Raw genomic sequence first — 18,147 nt, 5'->3', positions numbered from 1 at the left:
AATTATGACTGAAAACATTGCTGGTGCCAATATCAATTTAAATGAGTTAATTGGTAAATATACTATAAAATGGAAATGGTTCTTACTATCGGTTCTAATTACCATTATTCTAGGTTATTTATATATTCGGTACAGTACCCCGCAGTACGCAGTTCAAACACAGATACAAATCTTAGAAGAAAAAACAACAGGTTCTGAATTGGATATCTTTCAGGATATGGGAGTTTTTGGGAATGGAAAAAATAAAGTTGAGGACGAACTAAGGATAGTTAATTCTAGATCTAATTTTATTGAAGTCGTTAAAGAACTGAACCTAAATACTAAAATTATGGTTCAGGGTAATATTAAAGAGTCCGAGGTTTATAAAAACCCGCCGATTAACGTGAGTTTCATTGCCGCAGATTCAATAATGAACAGGGCAAATTTCGATTTTTTCTTATCAATTTCATCATCCACGACATTTGGATATTCTGAAGAGGAGGATATGCCGAATAAGATTTATGCTTTTGGTAAGAATATTTCTACACCTCTCGGTGATATCGTTATTACTCCTAATGTAGAGGTTTTTGAGAAGTATAAGGATAAGAAAATACGTATTTCGGTGAGACCAATAGAAGAAGTTGCTCAGGATTATAGAAAAAAAATTCTGGTCACCAATCCTGGAGAGTTTTCTAATATGGTAAATCTTACTTTGGAAGACCCAATTAAGGCCAAAGCAATTGATATTTTAAACGTTTTAATTAATGTTTATAACCAAAATGCAATAACTGATAAACAAATTATTGCTGATAGGACATCTAATTTTATTAATGAAAGGATTGCAGATATAGCTTCAGATTTAACATCGGTTGATCAATCGGCTCAAGATTTTAAGACAGAAAAGGGGGTAACCGATATTGCGGCGGAAACAAATGTTAATTTGAATGTTGGGGTAGCTAATCAACAAGAATTAGCCAACGCTAGAAATCAGCTGAACATGGCATCATCTATGCAGCAGCTTATTCAGCAGCAAGGCAACTATGAAACTTTACCGACCAACATTCTTTCTGACCCCTCAATAGCTGGATTGACAGATAGGTATAATCAACTTGTATTGGAAAGGGCTAGATTACTTAAAAGTTCAAATGAGAAAAACCCTGTTATAGTAAATTTAGACCAGCAGATTGCTGGTTTGAAAAGTAGCTTGATGTCTAGTGTTAATAGTACAGTAAACAATTTGGGTTTAACGGTTAATTCCCTAAGCGGTCAACAAGCCAGATTTAATTCTAAAATTTATTCTTCACCGGCCAATGAAAGGGCTCTAAGAGATATTACACGACAACAGCAAACCACGGAATCATTGTATCTATATCTTCTTCAAAAAAGAGAGGAAGCTCAAATTACCGCTGCTTCAAGTTCTCCCAAGTCGAAGATTATTGATAAGGCTTATAGCATAAGCCCTAATCCGGTTTCCCCAAAAAAACCTCTAGTTTATTTTGCTTGTGTAGTTCTTGGGTTATTAGTTCCATTCTCACTTATTTATATTAATGATTTGGTTGATAATAAAGTTCATAACATGAATTCACTAGAGAAGTTGGTGAAAGATGTGCCTGTGTTGGGAGAGCTACCAAAACTATCAAAAAAAGAAGAAAAACTGGTTGTAAAGGAAGATAGGTCTGTTTTGGCCGAATCGTTAAGAATTATTAGAACAAATCTTGACTATTTAATAAAAACCAAACAGGTTGGTAATAAAAAAAGTAATATCATTTTTATTACTTCAAGCGTTCCTGGTGAGGGTAAAACATTTTTGTCCACTAACTTATCAATGATTTCTGCTGCATCGAGTAAAAAAGTTTTGTTAATAGGGGCAGATATAAGAAATCCTAAATTATACAGCTTTCTTACGGGAAAGGAAATTAATAAAATGTCCAATTCTGGACGTAATAAGGATGCTGGCTTAACTGAGTTTCTCTATGATAATACTTTAGAGCCAAAAGATATTATTAATCCTCTATTAATACATCATAACACAATCGATGTGATTTATTCAGGAAGAATTCCACCTAATCCTGCAGAACTCTTAATGAGTGATAGATTTAATAATCTGTTAGAACATGTTGCACCCTTATATGATTACGTACTAGTCGATACAGCACCCTTAATGGTAGTCACTGACACACTTCTGATAAGCCAATATGCAGATGTGCTAATTTATGTTACTAGAGCTGGTGTTACTGAAACAAGGGCTATTAATTATCCTATCAAATTAAGGAATGAAGGTAAATTAAAAGGATTGACTTTTGTAGTAAACGATGTTGATAAATCCAATTTAGGATACGGAGGTAAATATGGATATGGTTACGGAAAAACACAAAAAAAGTGGTGGAGATTCTAAACCAAAAACTTGATTCCCCTTTTAATATATCTAATTTATATCTTTCCTCATTTTTTATAGATTCTTAATCCTTCTCGAAGAAGAATGTAATGCAAGTAGTCTTGATTTTAAAACTTAATTAAAAAATTAAGTAAATAAAAGCTAGTTTTTTTACTGAACATTTCTCTTGTATTTTGTCGGGTATAGACCATGTTTTAACGAAAATTATTAGGGTAAAATGAGTTTAGGTTGTTAAAAAAGTATATTCGTTCTTTCGGTTAGTTAATACTCCAAACTTCGTTTGATATTATATTATGAAAACAACAAGAGTAAATTTAGAAGCACATTTACCAATTTATGGTTATGCTCTACGTCCAAAATCTTTTTTATGTCTTCGGAAAGAAACTTTAGGTCAAATTTTGATTGTTTTTTTTGCGTTTTTAAACTTCGCAAAGATAGAAGCTCAGTTACCAGATGAATTTCAACGTGTAGAGTTGGCTTCCAATTTAACCAATACAACTACAATGACATTTGCTCCCGATGGGAGAATTTTTTTATTGGATAGGTATGGGGACATTTTGATTTATAAAACGGAGACTAATAGTATGTTGGTTGCCGGAACTATACCGGTTTATAAGGATTTTGAAGATGGATTGTTAGGAATTGCTTTTGACCCAGATTTCCTCAATAATAATTACATATATGTGCATTACTCCCCTCAATCAGTTTCAACAAATAGGGTTTCAAGATTTCAAATGAATGGAGACTTAATTGATATCTCGTCCGAGATTGTTGTTTTGGAATGGGAGACTCAGCGATTAACTTGCTGCCATAGTGGGGGAGATATGGGGTTTGATTCTCAAGGAAACCTTTATATTGCCACAGGTGATAATTCTCAACATACAGATTATTCTGCACTTTATGAAAATAATATCTATTGGAGTGCTGAAAAATCTTCGTCTAATACCAATGATTTAAGAGGAAAAATATTAAAAATAACACCTCAAGCAAATGGGTCCTATACTGTACCCAGTGGTAATTTATTCCCAGTTGGAACCCCTAATACTAGACCCGAGATATATGTGATGGGGGCTCGAAACCCTTACAGAATTTATGTCGATAAAGATGATACTGATTGGTTATTTTGGGGTGAGGTTGGTCCAGATGCCAATGACCCTGGAGCTAATGGCGAAGGTCCTATTGGTATGGATGAAATGAACCTTACCAAAACTGCTGGTAACTATGGGTGGCCTTATTTCTCAGGTGATAATGAGGCTTATCTAATTAATTATGCTTCTCCCGCTTATTATAATAGTCCAAATTCTCCAAAGAATACATCTAAATGGAATACTGGAATAACAGATTTGCCACCGTCAAGACCTTCTTGGCTAGAGTTTGTAAGAGAAGGTACGATTATCAATTGGTCTATCTTCTCTGGTCCCCGATATTTTTTCGAGACTGAATTGGCAGATCAACAACGTATGCCCGTAGAATTTGACGGACTTTTATTCTATTATGATTTTAATACGAGCCGAATTTGGACAGTTGAAATGGATGATGAGGGCGATGTTATTAATTCAGAACAGTTCGCTCCGTCCGTTTTTCCTTCTGCTGATATTGGAATTATAGATATGGAGTTTGGCCCGGATGGGCACATGTACGTACTTGAGTACGGAGAGGGTTGTTGTCCTGACAATGTCGGTACCGGTAAATTAGTTCGTGTAGACTATACTGGTATCGTTACGAACTCTTCTCCGGTTGTTTCTATAAGTGCAGATGTGATTAGTGGTCCAATTCCATTGAGTGTAAGTTTTTCTTCAGATGGTACATACGATCCTGATGGTGATACACCTTTAACATATGAATGGGATTTCGAATCAGATAATGTCGTAGATTCTAATGAACAGGATATCGAATATACCTATACATCTGAGGGTACTTATCAAGCCCGATTAGTAGTAAGTGATGGTAACGGGGGTAGTGGTGTAAAGATAGTAACGATATATGCTGGAAATGATCCCTCAACATTTTCATTTACATCGCCTCCTGATGGCGGATTGATTGGTTGGGGAGATGATATAGATATAGGCCTCATGGTTAACGATAATCAAGATGGAAGTACTACAGATGGCGGAATAGATTGTGCAGATGTGAATATAGTTCCATCTTTGGGGCATCTCAATCACTTCCACGATTTTTCTGGATTGACCGGTTGCCCTCAATCAACAACGTTGGAGTATGATGGTCATGATATTTACGGAGGTATGAACATCTATTATGTTCTTGGTGTCAATTATAAAGATTCAGGTAATTTGACATCATATGATCAAATTAGGTTGCATCCTAAAAAGAAGGAGGCCGAATTTTTCGATTCACAAAGTGGAACGGAAATAATTTCAAATAATGATGTAAGTGGTGGTACTAGTGTTATCAGGGTTGACAATAATGGATTCATTGTTTTTGAAGGCCGCAATTTGCAGAATATTACGAATGTACGCTATAGAGTTTCTTCTTCTTTTGAAGGGGGCAGTATTGAATTAAGACAAAATGGAATTAATGGTAATTTATTGAGCTCATTAACCGTTCCGGATACAGGAGGCAATGATATGTGGTTAGACATTGAAGCGCCTATTACAGATCCCGGGGGTAAAAATGATTTATATTTTGTTTTTAAAAATAATACTATAAATACAGACATTTTTAATGTTAACTATATTGAATTTATTGGAGATGGGGTTTCTATCGATAACTCTCCTCCAGTTGTAAATGAGGTAACATCTAATACTTCAACGCAAATTGAGGTTGAATTTTCAGAATATTTAACAAGCCAAAGTGCCGAGCTTACTTCAAATTATTTAATTGAAGGAATTGATGTTTTAGCTGCCGAACTACAACCTGATAGAAGAACAGTTTTGTTGACTGTGTCGACTTTATCATCTGGAACCCTATACAATCTTACCATTTTAAATGTTGAAAATATTGCAGGAATAAAAATTGTTGAGAGCAGTTATGAGCTAGGTACAATAAATCCAATACGTATTAATGCAGGAGGACCACAGATAACTGTAGATGCGATGATTTATGAAGAGGATAAATATTTTACAGGAGGGAATGATTATTCGCGGACAGTGGCGATAGCCAATACGGAGAACGATGAATTATACCTGACCGAAAGATTCGGTAATATGAGTTATGAAATACCAGTGCAAGGTTCAGGGAATTTTGATGTTAGATTACATTTTGCAGAGTTATATCATGGTGTCGGTAGTACTCCTGGAGGCAGTGGAGACAGAGTTTTTAATGTAGATATTGAGGGAAGTAGAGTACTGACAAATTTTGATATAGCTGAAGAAGCAGGGGTTGCTACGGCTCTAACAAAAGAAATAAATGATGTCGCAGTTTTAGATAATAACGTTAGTATAGTTTTTACTTCAGTCACTGGAGACGCGAAAATATCTGCAATCGAAATACTGGATTCAAGCAGTTTTGACGCCGTTCCTACTTTAAGTATCACATCTCCGGCTAATGGCTCGAATGTCAGCCCAAATTTTGAGGTTAGTTTTGCTGTCGACAATTGGAAAATAGGTGAAAATCAAACCCATATTCATTATTATGTAGACGATGTAATGGTCGGTCCGTACTATAGTTATGATCCAATTCCTATTGAAGATTTAAGTTTAGGAAACCATACAATCAAAGTAGAACTGTTTAACCCAGACCATTCTGGTACTGGTGTTTTCGATGAAATAAACATTAACGTTGTGGGAGGGGTGGTTTGTAACGACTATCAATTTCCAGATTCCTGGACTGTTCATGAGTTGGAGCAAAACACCTATGTTTCTGTCTATACCTTTGCAAACAATGATTTCGATGGTGATGGGTTAAAAGATATTGTCACAGGTGGTTGGTGGTACAAAAATCCGGGATCGGCCGGAGGAGATTGGCAAAAGTTTACCATTGGTGAAGGTTTTGGAAATGTTGTTCATGTATATGATTTTGATGAGGATGGGGATTTGGATCTTTTAGGAACCGCACTAGGTGATGAACCAGATGTTTATGAAAGCGTTCAACTTGTTTGGGCACAGAATAACGGGGAGGGAGGGTTTACCGTTTTCAATAATATACCTGCTGGGGATTCTAATTATTGGGAGCCTTTCGTTGCTGGCTTAGCTGGAGGAGTTTTTACTGCCAATGGTAATTATCAGATGGCCATCAATTGGAATGGTGCGGAATCGACTGGTTCACCCGTACAACTGCTCACTCCTCCTTCTAAAACGAATATAACAACAGAAACTTGGAGTTTGGTTGATATAAGTGAAGACAGCTCAGGTGAAGATATTCAAGCCGGAGATATTGACGGTGATGGCGACTTAGACCTTTTTCAGGGAGTTAATTGGCTACGTAACAATGGTAATGGAACTTGGGATACTTTTGAAACTGGTATTACTTACCCAACTACAGTCGATAGATCTCAACTTGCCGACTTTGATAGGGACGGTGATCTAGATGCTGTTGTAGGGCAACTCGGATCAGGAAGTAGTCTGGAATTTTCATGGTTTGAATCTCCTTCTGATCCATCCCAACCTTGGGTGCGACATGTACTGAGCAATGATGTAAGAGGAAGTTTAAGTGTTTTTGCATCCGATATAGATTTTGATGGAGATCAGGACATAGTAGTAGGAGAATGGAAAGGAGAAAAAAGATTACTAGCATTCGAAAATGATTTATGTGATTCTGGAAACTTCATAATTCATGTTATAGATGATGGAGAATTGAATTTAGAGCATCATGATGGGGCAAGAGTAGTTGATATTGATAATGATGGAGATTTAGATGTGGTTTCTAATGGTTGGACACAAGATTATGCACCTAGAATTTACGAAAATACCACCGCATTGCCTCATACTTATCGTCCGGTTGCTGATGCAGGTGAAAATCAAGAATTTATACTTCCTCTAGATAATATTACTTTATACGGTTCAGGATTTGATCCAAACGGTAGTATAGAATCATACTTATGGACAAAGAAATCGGGTCCTGATGGGATTTCGCTTACTGGAAATGATACCGATACATTAACACTTACCAATTTAATTTCTGGGACTTATATTTTTAGATTGACTGTGGTTGATGAGGAGGGTTACAACGCGTATGATGAGGTCACTATTACTATAATAGAGAGTTCTAATGAGCTAAACAAACCTATTGCAGCGGCAGGGCAGAACGTTGAAATAACACTTCCCCAGAATAGTACAGTTCTCAATGGTTCAGGTTCTGACCCTGACGGAGGTGAGGTAACTTTCTCTTGGTCGCAAACAAGTGGTCCAACTGCCACTTTAAGCGGAGAGAATACTACTCAATTGGCAGTTAGCGAGATGGTTGCTGGGGTTTATGAATTTAGGTTAACCGTTACTGATGATGAAGGGGAAACAGCTTTTGATGACGTTACCGTGACCGTAATCCCTGAAAATGGTTTATTAGCTGTTGTCGATGCAGCACCTATAGAAGGAGAAGTGCCACTAGAGGTTACTTTTACAGGAAGTAATTCAATTGGTGAGATTACATCTTATTTGTGGGATTTCAAGGATGGAAATACATCTACTGAAGCGGACCCAGTTCATACCTTTAACAATACCGGAACGTATGAGGTTGAGTTAACGGTCACAGATGACGGAGGTAATCAACATTTAAGCACTATTACTGTAATTGTCTTAGAAGTAGGTGAAGGTGATAAAATGGGTATTATTCTACAGCGTAATCCTATTACTAACGGTATTGCTACTTTTAGAATGGTGAATATGCCTGAAGATATCTTGATGACGGGAATTAACCTTCATGATCAACAGGGGCGTTTGATAAGTGATTATAATACTGATGATATAGAAGTGATAGGTGATGGGTCTTATCAGATTTTGGTGGAGACTCTCACTGATGGAATTTATTTTATTAGGGTATCCCTAAATGATGGGGAGGTATTGACCTTGAAATTGCTTATCGATAACTAAAAAATAAAGAATTAAAAAAATAAAGGGCGCTTTTGCGCCCTTTATTTTTTTAATCTACTAGTAAAAATTAGTAATAGTTCTATCGATAATTGGGAGAAGTTTCTCCAGTGTTTTTTCAGGCAATGCAAGTTCTTTCAATGCATTCATCTGCTTAAGATTATGAATGTCTGAGCCCAAAAAATCAATTAACCCTTCATCTAAAAGCTCTAAGGCCATCTTTGACACTTCTTTACCGTAATAATCACCTAAAGACAGTAGGTTCATTTGAAAGAGCATTCCCTGTTCTTTATACTCCTTATATTTTCTCTTTCTGAAATGAAGAAAGCCATAGCGTTCTGGATGTGCCAATATAGGAAAGTAACGTTGCTCTGACGTCTTGGTAATGGCTTCTTCAAAGTTTATGGGAGGCTGCAAATAAGACATCTCGACCAAAATATAGTTACCCTTCATGGGCATTACTGAATTCCGTTCTAAGAGGTTTTCATAATTGTCATCAATCATATGCTCCGCCGAGGCTTCTATGAAGAAATCTGAAATGTTCTCCTTTGTTAAAGAATCTTTTAATTTTTTTAATGCAGCAGAAATAGTTTGGTTATTATTTGGGTAATAATTATTCATTATGTGCGGTGTTGCAATCATTCTTTGAACACCAAAGGAAGAAAACTCGCTGATGAGGGCCAGTGAATCCTCCACTGATTTTGCTCCGTCATCAATACCAGGTAAAATATGATTGTGAATGTCTACAAAACCATTCAGATGGTCTATTAAATGCTTTTTACGACTGAAGAAATTAAACATACACTTAATGAGAATTTGAATGCTAACGGAACTGACCCGTACTTTATGATAAGAAAATTAAAAAATCATGCAAAGATACATTGTATGTTTTTAAACTGAATTCGCCTTAGGCAAATATAAAAAGGCGGTGCAACGCACCGCCTTAACAAAGAAGTTACACAAAATGCTAAAAATTAACGGAAACCTTTCCTCTCAAATAGAAGGGGGTGCCAGGTGTAAAATGAATTTCTTCAAACGATTGTGGCTCGTTGAATAGTCGACTCTCAGTGGCGAATTGCGTTTCGTTCCATTCGGTATCAAAAAGGTTTTCAATAATTAAACCTAATGTCCAGTTTTTAATGCTGTAATTAAGATTTAAGTCGGTAACAAAATAGCCCTCAGCTACTATAGAATTGTCTTCATTGGCAGGTCTGTCACTAACAAACCTATAATTGATACCTCCTGAGAAATTATTGATGTTACTGAAAGATAGTCCGGCAGACGAGGTCAAATCAGGAGCAAGGGGAATATAATTTTCACCATCTGGGTCTTCAGTACTTCTTGCATGGGTATAATTGATATCCCCGTTGGCATATAACCAATCGGTTAATTGGTAACGCAGACCGAAGTCTACACCGAATCTTTCTGTTTTACCACTTGGTTCTACGATCCCGGCATCACCGACGTACACAAACTCTTGTTGAAGAAAAAGATACCAAAAAGCGGCATTTATAACCAGTCGGTCGGTTGGTTTATAAATGCTTCCTAAATCAGAACCGATTGCAAGTGGTAGAATCTCCTCACCGCTCTGAGCAGTAACCACCCTACTGTCATTGGAGTGGAAACCTATTCCAGACTTTGAGAAGAACTGTAAATCAGGGGTAGCGGCATAAATGAGGTTGAGTTTCGGACCAACAAAAAATTTGTCCTCACTTTTGTTGTCGTAGCTTTCAGAAAGCAAATTTTCATAGTCAAACTTAAAATAATCCAGTCGTAGGCCTGGGTTGATAGTCCATTTATTTTTCTTGTATGTGACATCGATGAACCCGTAGGCGTTTAACTCGTCTACATTTCCATAAGCTAATCGCTCCAAAAGCGTTTTTCGGTTCATAGTACGAGAAAGCTGTACATCGTTAACGTCATCGTACCTAAAGCCCAATCCTGATTCATATTTTAATTGTGAATCATGGTCACCTACATGAATCGAGTGTTCATAGCTCGTTTCGGCACCAATAATTGTTCTGTCTTCTTGTTGGCGTATCTGATCGGCATTTACAGGGTCTTCAAGAAAAAACGTGAAATTGGAAAACAGCTCAAAATCGTATTTTGAAATAAAAGCCTTTGATTTAACTCTCGAATGCTCATCAAGTTGTTTGGTGTGGTTAACCAGAAAGTTAGACCTACTGGTATTACCACCTTCTGTATCATCAATGGCCCCGAATCTAGATATTAAACCTTGGTCAACTGCTCGCTGCGGAATTTGCCCAGAAGCATCCCATTTACTTTGAAAATGTGAAAGGGTTATGCTCAGGTCTTGGTCTTTTCTGTTATTGAAATTATACCGCCCCATGATATTGATTCGATTGAAGTTTTGAGGTGATTCAAAGGCACCGTCGGTCAAAACAAGTTCAGAGGCTACATAGGCATTACTATAATCGCTTTCCGTTATTTTGAACATACCCAGAGACCGAAGCGTGTTAAACTGACCTGCCTCTAAAGAAATCTGGTTATCTTCGATTTTCTTCTTAAGTTTTAGGTCAATATAACCGGCCGTGTTGAAATTACCTTTATGGGCATAATAAGGACCTTTACCAAAATCTAGGTTATCAATAGTTTCTGGAATTATAAAGTGCATATCTGAATAACCTTGCCCATGTGCGTGAGAAACCATGTTTACGGGCATGCCATCAACGTTAATAGCCACATCTGTACCGTGGTCAACATCAAACCCCCTTAAGAAAATTTGCTCGGCCTTTCCGCCTCCGGCATGTTGCCCTATAATCAAGCCCGGAACCTTTCTTAAAATTTCTTGAGACGATTTTACCGGGCTTGCCTTTACATCAACATTTACAAAGTTGCTCATGGCATTTACCTTCGAAACAAGCACAACCTGTTCTAACGATACCACCGAATCTTCAAGCGTAATCTGAATGGTACCATCGAGTAAATCTTCGGTAATGGTCAGTTGATGGTTCTTGAAACCTAAGCTATAAAAATAGATGACATCACCTACAGATACATCATCTAGTTCAAAATATCCGGATACATTTGTGTAGGTATAACCCCCGGTTGTTTTATTATAGACCCCCACGCCTTCAAGTGCAGTTTGGTTCTCATTGGTTACGGTTCCGTATAAATCATGAGCATAAGAAGTAACGCCACCCAAGATGATAAGAACCAGAGTAATTAGATTTTTCATATAATAGTTAGTTATGAAATACAGGTACTACAAGGTTTTTGATTTCAAACTTTTTAAGACCTGTGTTTCTTTTTAAGATGTAATAGTCTTCGAGGGACTATTTTTAAATTGTAAGTAGTGAATACCTTTAACTAACTTTTGGAGGCTCAAATATTTTGGGAAGAAAGCCCTTTTTTATTTTATCGGAATTTGATTTGAAAACTGGTGGAGTGATTAGAATTAGTGTAAAGGATAGAAAGTCGATGGAAGCCGTAATATGTTTGTCATACTTCAAAAAAGTCATAATTGAATCGTGATTATGGCCTTGGTCTTCATCTGAACTTTCGAAAATTGAATTTAGAAGACCGATTAGATTATGCTCGTGCGAGTTGTTATGACCTACATGCTCATGAACCCCATGAGAATGACTTTTATCAAAAGAGTGATGATTGATAATGGTTTCAGGAGATTCGAAAAAGTGCGTTGTGTCATGAAAAAACTCTGTAATATGTTCGTGCATTGGGTTTGCTAGATAGCAGACCGCAATAGCAAGCGCAACATATTTCACAAGTTGTTCTTTCATTCTGATTATCAAATAGTTTCTCTTTGAATATTTACGAGAAAATTTCTTTTTGGTTTTAATTTTTGTTCATTAATTCTATTAGTGTTTCCTCTATATATTTAGAATAACTTTCTATGGTAGGATATTCAAATATTTTATTGAGAGGAAAGTTGGTTTCAATTTCTTCATTAATGCGGGCCGTAACCCTTATGGCTGCTAGGGAATGACCTCCTAGTGAAATAAAATCCTCCTTTATACCAATACGGTCAAGTAAGAGAACATCCATCCATATTTTTTGAACTAATTCTTCAATTTCATTGGAAGAAGCTACATAGGGGCAATCCGTTGGTATCGGTTTTATCTTATTTTCAGATAATTTCGCCCTATCTATTTTTCCATTATTGGTCAGCGGCATTTCTGCAACAAAATGAAATAGGGTAGGTACCATGTAGGAAGGTACGCGTTGGTTCATGAACTTTCTCAATTTCTCAATTGACAGGCCTTCAGCTCCTGTGAAATAGGCAACTAATTTTTTATCGTTTTCTTGCTGTGCCGAAGGATTGTACCCAATTTCATTCATTATTTTTTTAACCTCGGTTTCGTCAATTACCTCATTAATTTCTTCAAGGCTCTCATCTCTGGTTTTATGGCCCAAACGAACATCCCAACTGTAAGGAAATGAATAATTACTATAGCCCAAGTCTTTTTTATGCACGTAGATGCCCACTTGGTTGATAAGGCAGTTCGTCGAGCGACCAGTGTCTGTCGGTCTTTTCCAACCCACATGTTTTTTTAAGTACACGAGCATTTCCTCAAGGCTAACATCGCTGAACCTATAGAAGTCGACAAATTGAACCTGATCAAAAACCTCGTCTGAATCGAACATCGAAACATCTAATAGCTCTTTTACGGCATCGTTTTCTTGATGATAGAGTTTTCGTGCCTCCAAAATTGTGTTGTCTATTTTTTCAGAATCAAGTTGCTGATCCCAAAACAGTTCTTCCGTTAGGCGTGTCTCAAAAAATTGCCCGCGTGAAAGACCCGTCACAATAAAAGGTATTTGCTTTTCTACGGCAATCTTGGTACTAAGGGTATAAATCGTTTTGAAACAGCCATTGCAAACATTGTGATGCCGTTGTAGACTGTCGACAAAAATAGCATTCATGTGCGGGGTTTTTCCATAAACATGGTCGACTCCTAGACGTTTTACAATTCGGTCTATATTTTCTTTGGCCTGTTCTGAAATATATCCATTATCCATGGTAAATGCCAGTACTCGAAGGCCCATACCTGCCAAACGGGCGAGCACATACGTACTATCTTTACCCCCGCTGAGCAGTGAAATACAATCATAATTGGGGTTGATGTCTCTTTTGGAAGTGAGCAATCGAACCAATTCTTCATCTCTTTTGAAGTATTGATGCACTTTTTCTTCATAGTTCTCAAAAGCCTTACAGAGGTGACAAACACCATTCTTATCAAAATCGGTGCTTGGGTAATTAGAAGGCAATCCGCAATTCGTACAATTAAAGACTTCCTCTTCGGTTTTTTGGTCTTTATTGTCCACAAGCATGACAGCGCAAGAGTCGATTCCTTCAAACTCAGATAAGTTCGCCTCAATGTCATTTAGTTCAATGCGATATCCCCGTAATTTAATCTGCGAATCAATTCTCCCATGGTATTCCAGCTCTCCTTTTGAATTCAGTCTACCTAGATCACCCGTTCTATATATTTTAGATTGATTTGAAAATGGGTTTTCTAAAAACTTCTCGTTCGTAAGTTCTTGGTCGTTGATATATCCATTCGCCAAACAGGTTCCCGAAAGGTATATTTCACCAACTACTCCTTGAGGTACCAAGTTTTTATGAGTATCGAGTAAGAGTAGTTGTGTATTATCAATGGGCAAACCTATGGGTACAGAAACACCCTTATGTTCCTTAGCATCGTATTTAGAGACGATACAACCAACGGTAGCCTCTGTCGGACCATATTCATTAAAGATTTCAATCTTTTCTGAAAATTGACTTTGAATTTTGCTTACGGAGGTTGTTTTCAAATCTTCCCCTCCTAGAATCATGGTTTCCAGTATTGATGGATTAAAATCGTGCTCTTTGACCAAGTCTAAATGACTGGGGGTCAGTTTTATTTTGTTGACCAGGTTATCTGAAAAGACATTTAATACCGAGGTGTCGGGCCCAGATGGGTTCTCTTGGTAAACAATGATACGTCCACCACATAAAAGCGGAAGAAACACAGAGGTTAAAGTAAGGTCAAAACCAATCGAAGTAAATAAAGGGAAGACCGAGTTTTGGTCAATGGAGTAGGCCGTTCTGGCCCAATTTAAATAATTGTTTAACGATTTATTTGATATACCGACACCTTTTGGCTTTCCTGTACTACCTGATGTAAATATAATATAGCATAGATTCTCTACCTCATGACCAGAAGAACTGAATTCATTCTGGTTTTCTAATTCTGAAAAATGGCTCGTTCTGACTATATTCTCTTTCTCAAAATCAAGACCAACGGAAAGTTTTTCTTCGGTGATTATAAGGGAACAATCTGCTTTTCTCAAAATGTATTGAACCCTTTCCACGGGTTGGTCAGATGCTATCGGAACAAATACGCCACCTAATTTCATAATGGCCAGAATACTGATAAGGTAATCGGGACTTCTGTGAAGAAAAACAGCAACTCTCGATTGATTCTCAAGTCCTCTTTCAGCCAAATACCTCGCCAGTTGATTGGCCTTTTTGTTCAGATTAGCGTAGGTGAGGGTTTGTTCAGATGATTGTACAGCTACTTTATTCGGTGTTTTGGCAGCGAATTCTTCGAATTTTTTAAGAAACGAATCTGTTATAGGTGTATGAGTACCTGATAAGAAAGTTGATTGACTAATGGGGTCCAGCCCTTTTTTGTCAATAGCATTTTCAAGATTTTCTAATAAGGAATCAAGAATTGAATTGAAATGAAGGGCAACTTTATCATAGTCTTTCTGGGGACACACTGACGTGTTGATGTCAAAGGCTACAGTATAATTACTTTCACCCTTAAAATCATAAACATGGCAGCGAATGTCATGAGATGCATCTATATGGCCGTTATGGACCCACCTGACTTGCGTTGGCCAGCCATTGAAATCTTTGAATTCAACATTTATAAAATTCAGAATATTGGACGGTGGTTCACCGTTCAGACACCCGACCATACTGGGGTGAACGTTCTTAAGAAAAGAATTACCTTCTAACTTAATTTTATCCAGTAACGAAATAAAAGTTTCGTCATCATCAATTTCTATAGTTAGGGGTAGAACTTCAATAAATAGCCCCGCCGTTTTTGAAAAATCAAGAGTGCTTCGGTTATGGGCGGGTGATCCTATATTAAACTTGGAGAGTCCGCTAATTCTATGTAGGTAAGTGGCAAAAACCGTAACAAAAAGGTTGTAAAGGGTAGCGCTTTTTGTCCAACTTCGTACAGCGGTTTTTTGACAAAGATTGTTTAGTTTTTCAGTTTGCGTTGGAGTGAGCGCAATCTCTATTCGTTTGGCTTCTGTAGAATTTTTCGACCACTTTTCTCCATATAAAGCAGGCCTTGAGTTAACTTCTGAAGTTTTTTTATCCCAATACTCCCTATTCGAATTTAATTCCTGTTCGGCAACTTGCTCTCTCTCGTATTCTAAATATGAACGGTAGGCATACAATACGTTCTTAGAGTCATTATTATTTAAACGTGCTTGATAGATATCGGATAAACGATGAAAAAGTAATTGGTAGGTGACCGCATCGGTGACCAAATGATGAATTTTCAGAAACCATATGAATTTAGATTCATCGCACTTGAGTAAGCGGCTGTCGAAAACTATTTCCGCCAGGTTGATGGGTGACCGTGTATTGACTCTCACCCATTGGTCAATTTCTTCTTGGCTTTTTTCAGTGAAGTCTAAACACTCAAATTGAAAGGGAACGGTACTATTGATTTCTTGAAATGGTTCTCCCGCTATTTCTGAGAATGTCATTCTTAAAATATCGGTCTCTTCAACCAGCTGTTCGAAAGACCTTTTGAAGATAACAACATCAATATCCCCTTGAATTTCAAAAGTATAGACAACATTATGAAGTGGTACTTCTGAATATATTCGCTGACCGGCCCAAAGCGATAATTGACTTTGGGTCAGTGGTAACCTAGTTTTGTTTGAGTTATTCATATAGGGGGGATGGTATCAAGTCTATTTGATTGATTCTATATAGTTTAGAATCTGTTCTATCGTCATGAAGTTTTCCACCGTCATATCTTTTGAGGGGATGGAGAGGTTATATTCTTTCTCTATGAAGGCAATGAGTTTCATCATTCCTAAAGAATCGACCAATCCGCTACCTAACAAATCTTCATCTTCTGAAATGCCGGAAACCTTCTGTTTTGTAATGTGTTCGATTATATAGTTGGTTATAGTTTCTTTCATGGTCAATTTTGGTCAATAATATCGGCAATTTGGCGCCGGTTGATTTTCCCGGAGCTGGTCCGTGGAAAATCGTCAAATATTTCAATATATGTGGGAACTGCATAAGCGGGAAGATGTTCACTACTAAATTGCCTTAGTTCTGCTTCGCTTACGTCTGAATCATCTTTTAGTTTAATTGCTACGGCTAATTCTTGGGCCTCTTTTTCCAAAGCAATAATTACAACGGCAACTTCGAGCACTTTTTCATGTTTTAAAAAAACAGATTCAACTTCATCTAACTCAATCCGGTAGCCTCTGAGCTTTATTTGCCTATCGTTTCTTCCTAAAAATAGTAATTCGCCATCTTTATTAAGTTTTACCAAATCGCCGGTACGGTAATAAATGTGGTCGTAGCCATTGGCAATCTTTATTCGATGGAAACTTTTTTCTGTCAATTTAACATTGTTCCAATAACCGCGCATAAGTGTTGCCGAACGCACAGCTAGTTCTCCTGTTTCCCCATTCCGAACAGGTTGATTCTGTTCGTTCAATACTAGGTGTTCGGTATTTGCCCAAGTTCTGCCAATAGGTATGCTTTCTTCACCTGTTATTGTTTCTTTGAGTTCATGATAGGTACAAAGAATCAATTCCGCCGGTCCGTACAGATTGCAATATTTAGCATGTGGCCACACCTCCATAAGTGCTTTCAGATGCTTTGGAATGAAAACCTCGCCCGCAAAAAAGACCCATCTCAAAGAACTAAATTCATGCTCATTTAATGTATTACTCTGTAGAAGTTGGATAAGCATTAACGGCACTGAATACCAAACGCTTATTTTTTCTTTCGCGATTAAAGCGCTAAGACTCACAGGCAGTCTAAGATGAGCATCAGGTACAATTATTGTTTTGGCCATGACCAAAGGAGCCACAAAATAGCCAAATGTAGAAGGGTCGAAATGAAGCGGCGCGGGATTGCCAAAAATATCATCTTCATCAAAATCAAAAGTATCAACGACTATTTTAGCCAAGCTCAATGCACTATAATGGGTATGCATAATCCCTTTTGGCTTTCCGGTTGACCCTGAGGTGTACAAAATGAACGCCAGGTCATCTTCTAAAATTTCAATTCTTTTGGCAGTAGTAGCTTTTTGCGCAAAGATATCTTCCCACTTCGTACCGCTTGGCCCAACCATTGGTTCGCATCCCACAACATTTTTAATCCTCGGAACGGATTTTACGAGGGTATTAATTTTTGATTGTTGTTGGGGCGTGCTTATCAAACATGCTATTTGGCAATCGTCAACAATGGTAACCGTTCTCGAAATAGGGGCAAACGGATCAAGGGGTACATAGGCAGCTCCTGATTTAAGAATTCCGTAAACGGCAATAGCGGTTTCAATACAACGGTTCATGAAAATGCCGACTCGATCCCCCTTTTGAATTCCGACGGATATTAAGTGATAAGAAAGTTGGTTTGCTTTCAACTCCAGTTCACTATAGGATAATGTCTTGTTAAGACAACTAAAAGCGATGGCATGCGGAGCTGACTTCGAAGCCTCTTCAATGATATGATGTAATGTATATATCACAATAGGGAACTGAATAAATTTTGAT

Annotated in this window: 8 protein-coding genes; 2 read left to right on the top strand and 6 right to left on the bottom strand. The window is 37.4% G+C overall.

The features are described 5' to 3' along the window. Positions 1-4 precede the first annotated feature (4 nt). Positions 5-2,374 carry a GumC family protein gene (locus tag D1013_RS14090; RefSeq protein ID WP_121849445.1) on the top strand — a complete coding sequence of 790 codons (2,370 nt, stop codon included), beginning with the start codon at positions 5-7 and terminating at the stop codon, positions 2,372-2,374. A gap of 503 nt (positions 2,375-2,877) precedes the next feature. Then, positions 2,878-8,358, top strand: a complete 5,481-nt coding sequence (locus D1013_RS14085; protein WP_162987914.1) for a PKD domain-containing protein — start codon at positions 2,878-2,880, stop codon at positions 8,356-8,358. Positions 8,359-8,415: 57 nt separating this feature from the next. On the opposite strand, the gene D1013_RS14080 is transcribed toward D1013_RS14085, so the two are convergent. The 6 genes from D1013_RS14080 to D1013_RS14055 form a co-directional block, all read right to left on the bottom strand. Then, complete coding sequence (locus D1013_RS14080; protein ID WP_121849443.1) at positions 8,416-9,156, bottom strand: tyrosine-protein phosphatase; 741 nt, start codon at positions 9,154-9,156, stop codon at positions 8,416-8,418. A gap of 166 nt (positions 9,157-9,322) precedes the next feature. Further along, positions 9,323-11,554: a TonB-dependent receptor gene (locus D1013_RS14075; RefSeq protein WP_121849442.1), complete on the bottom strand. Its 2,232-nt coding sequence runs from the start codon at positions 11,552-11,554 to the stop codon at positions 9,323-9,325. Between the two features lie 127 nt (positions 11,555-11,681). Then, positions 11,682-12,116, bottom strand: a complete 435-nt coding sequence (locus D1013_RS14070; protein WP_121849441.1) for a hypothetical protein — start codon at positions 12,114-12,116, stop codon at positions 11,682-11,684. A gap of 55 nt (positions 12,117-12,171) precedes the next feature. Next, positions 12,172-16,299, bottom strand: a complete 4,128-nt coding sequence (locus tag D1013_RS14065; RefSeq protein WP_121849440.1) for a non-ribosomal peptide synthetase — start codon at positions 16,297-16,299, stop codon at positions 12,172-12,174. Between the two features lie 21 nt (positions 16,300-16,320). Then, the gene (locus tag D1013_RS14060; protein ID WP_121849439.1) at positions 16,321-16,554 is read right to left on the bottom strand and encodes an acyl carrier protein; all 234 of its coding nucleotides are present in this window, start codon (positions 16,552-16,554) and stop codon (positions 16,321-16,323) included. Positions 16,555-16,556: 2 nt separating this feature from the next. Then, a complete protein-coding gene (locus D1013_RS14055; protein WP_162987913.1) occupies positions 16,557-18,122 on the bottom strand; it encodes an amino acid adenylation domain-containing protein in 1,566 nt (521 codons plus the stop codon). Positions 18,123-18,147: the final 25 nt, after the last annotated feature.

The organism is Euzebyella marina (genome assembly GCF_003687485.1).
Classification (GTDB): domain Bacteria; phylum Bacteroidota; class Bacteroidia; order Flavobacteriales; family Flavobacteriaceae; genus Euzebyella; species Euzebyella marina.
This window is presented reverse-complemented; position numbering and strand designations above follow the sequence as displayed.

Bases quoted from the DNA above. Each gene is read 5' to 3' on its own strand.
- D1013_RS14060 (WP_121849439.1), bottom strand. From the start codon at position 16,554: ATGAAAGAAACTATAACCAACTATATAATCGAACACATTACAAAACAG.
- D1013_RS14065 (WP_121849440.1), bottom strand. From the start codon at position 16,299: ATGAATAACTCAAACAAAACTAGGTTACCACTGACCCAAAGTCAATTA.
- D1013_RS14070 (WP_121849441.1), bottom strand. From the start codon at position 12,116: ATGAAAGAACAACTTGTGAAATATGTTGCGCTTGCTATTGCGGTCTGC.
- D1013_RS14085 (WP_162987914.1), top strand. From the start codon at position 2,878: ATGACATTTGCTCCCGATGGGAGAATTTTTTTATTGGATAGGTATGGG.
- D1013_RS14080 (WP_121849443.1), bottom strand. From the start codon at position 9,156: ATGTTTAATTTCTTCAGTCGTAAAAAGCATTTAATAGACCATCTGAAT.
- D1013_RS14075 (WP_121849442.1), bottom strand. From the start codon at position 11,554: ATGAAAAATCTAATTACTCTGGTTCTTATCATCTTGGGTGGCGTTACT.
- D1013_RS14090 (WP_121849445.1), top strand. From the start codon at position 5: ATGACTGAAAACATTGCTGGTGCCAATATCAATTTAAATGAGTTAATT.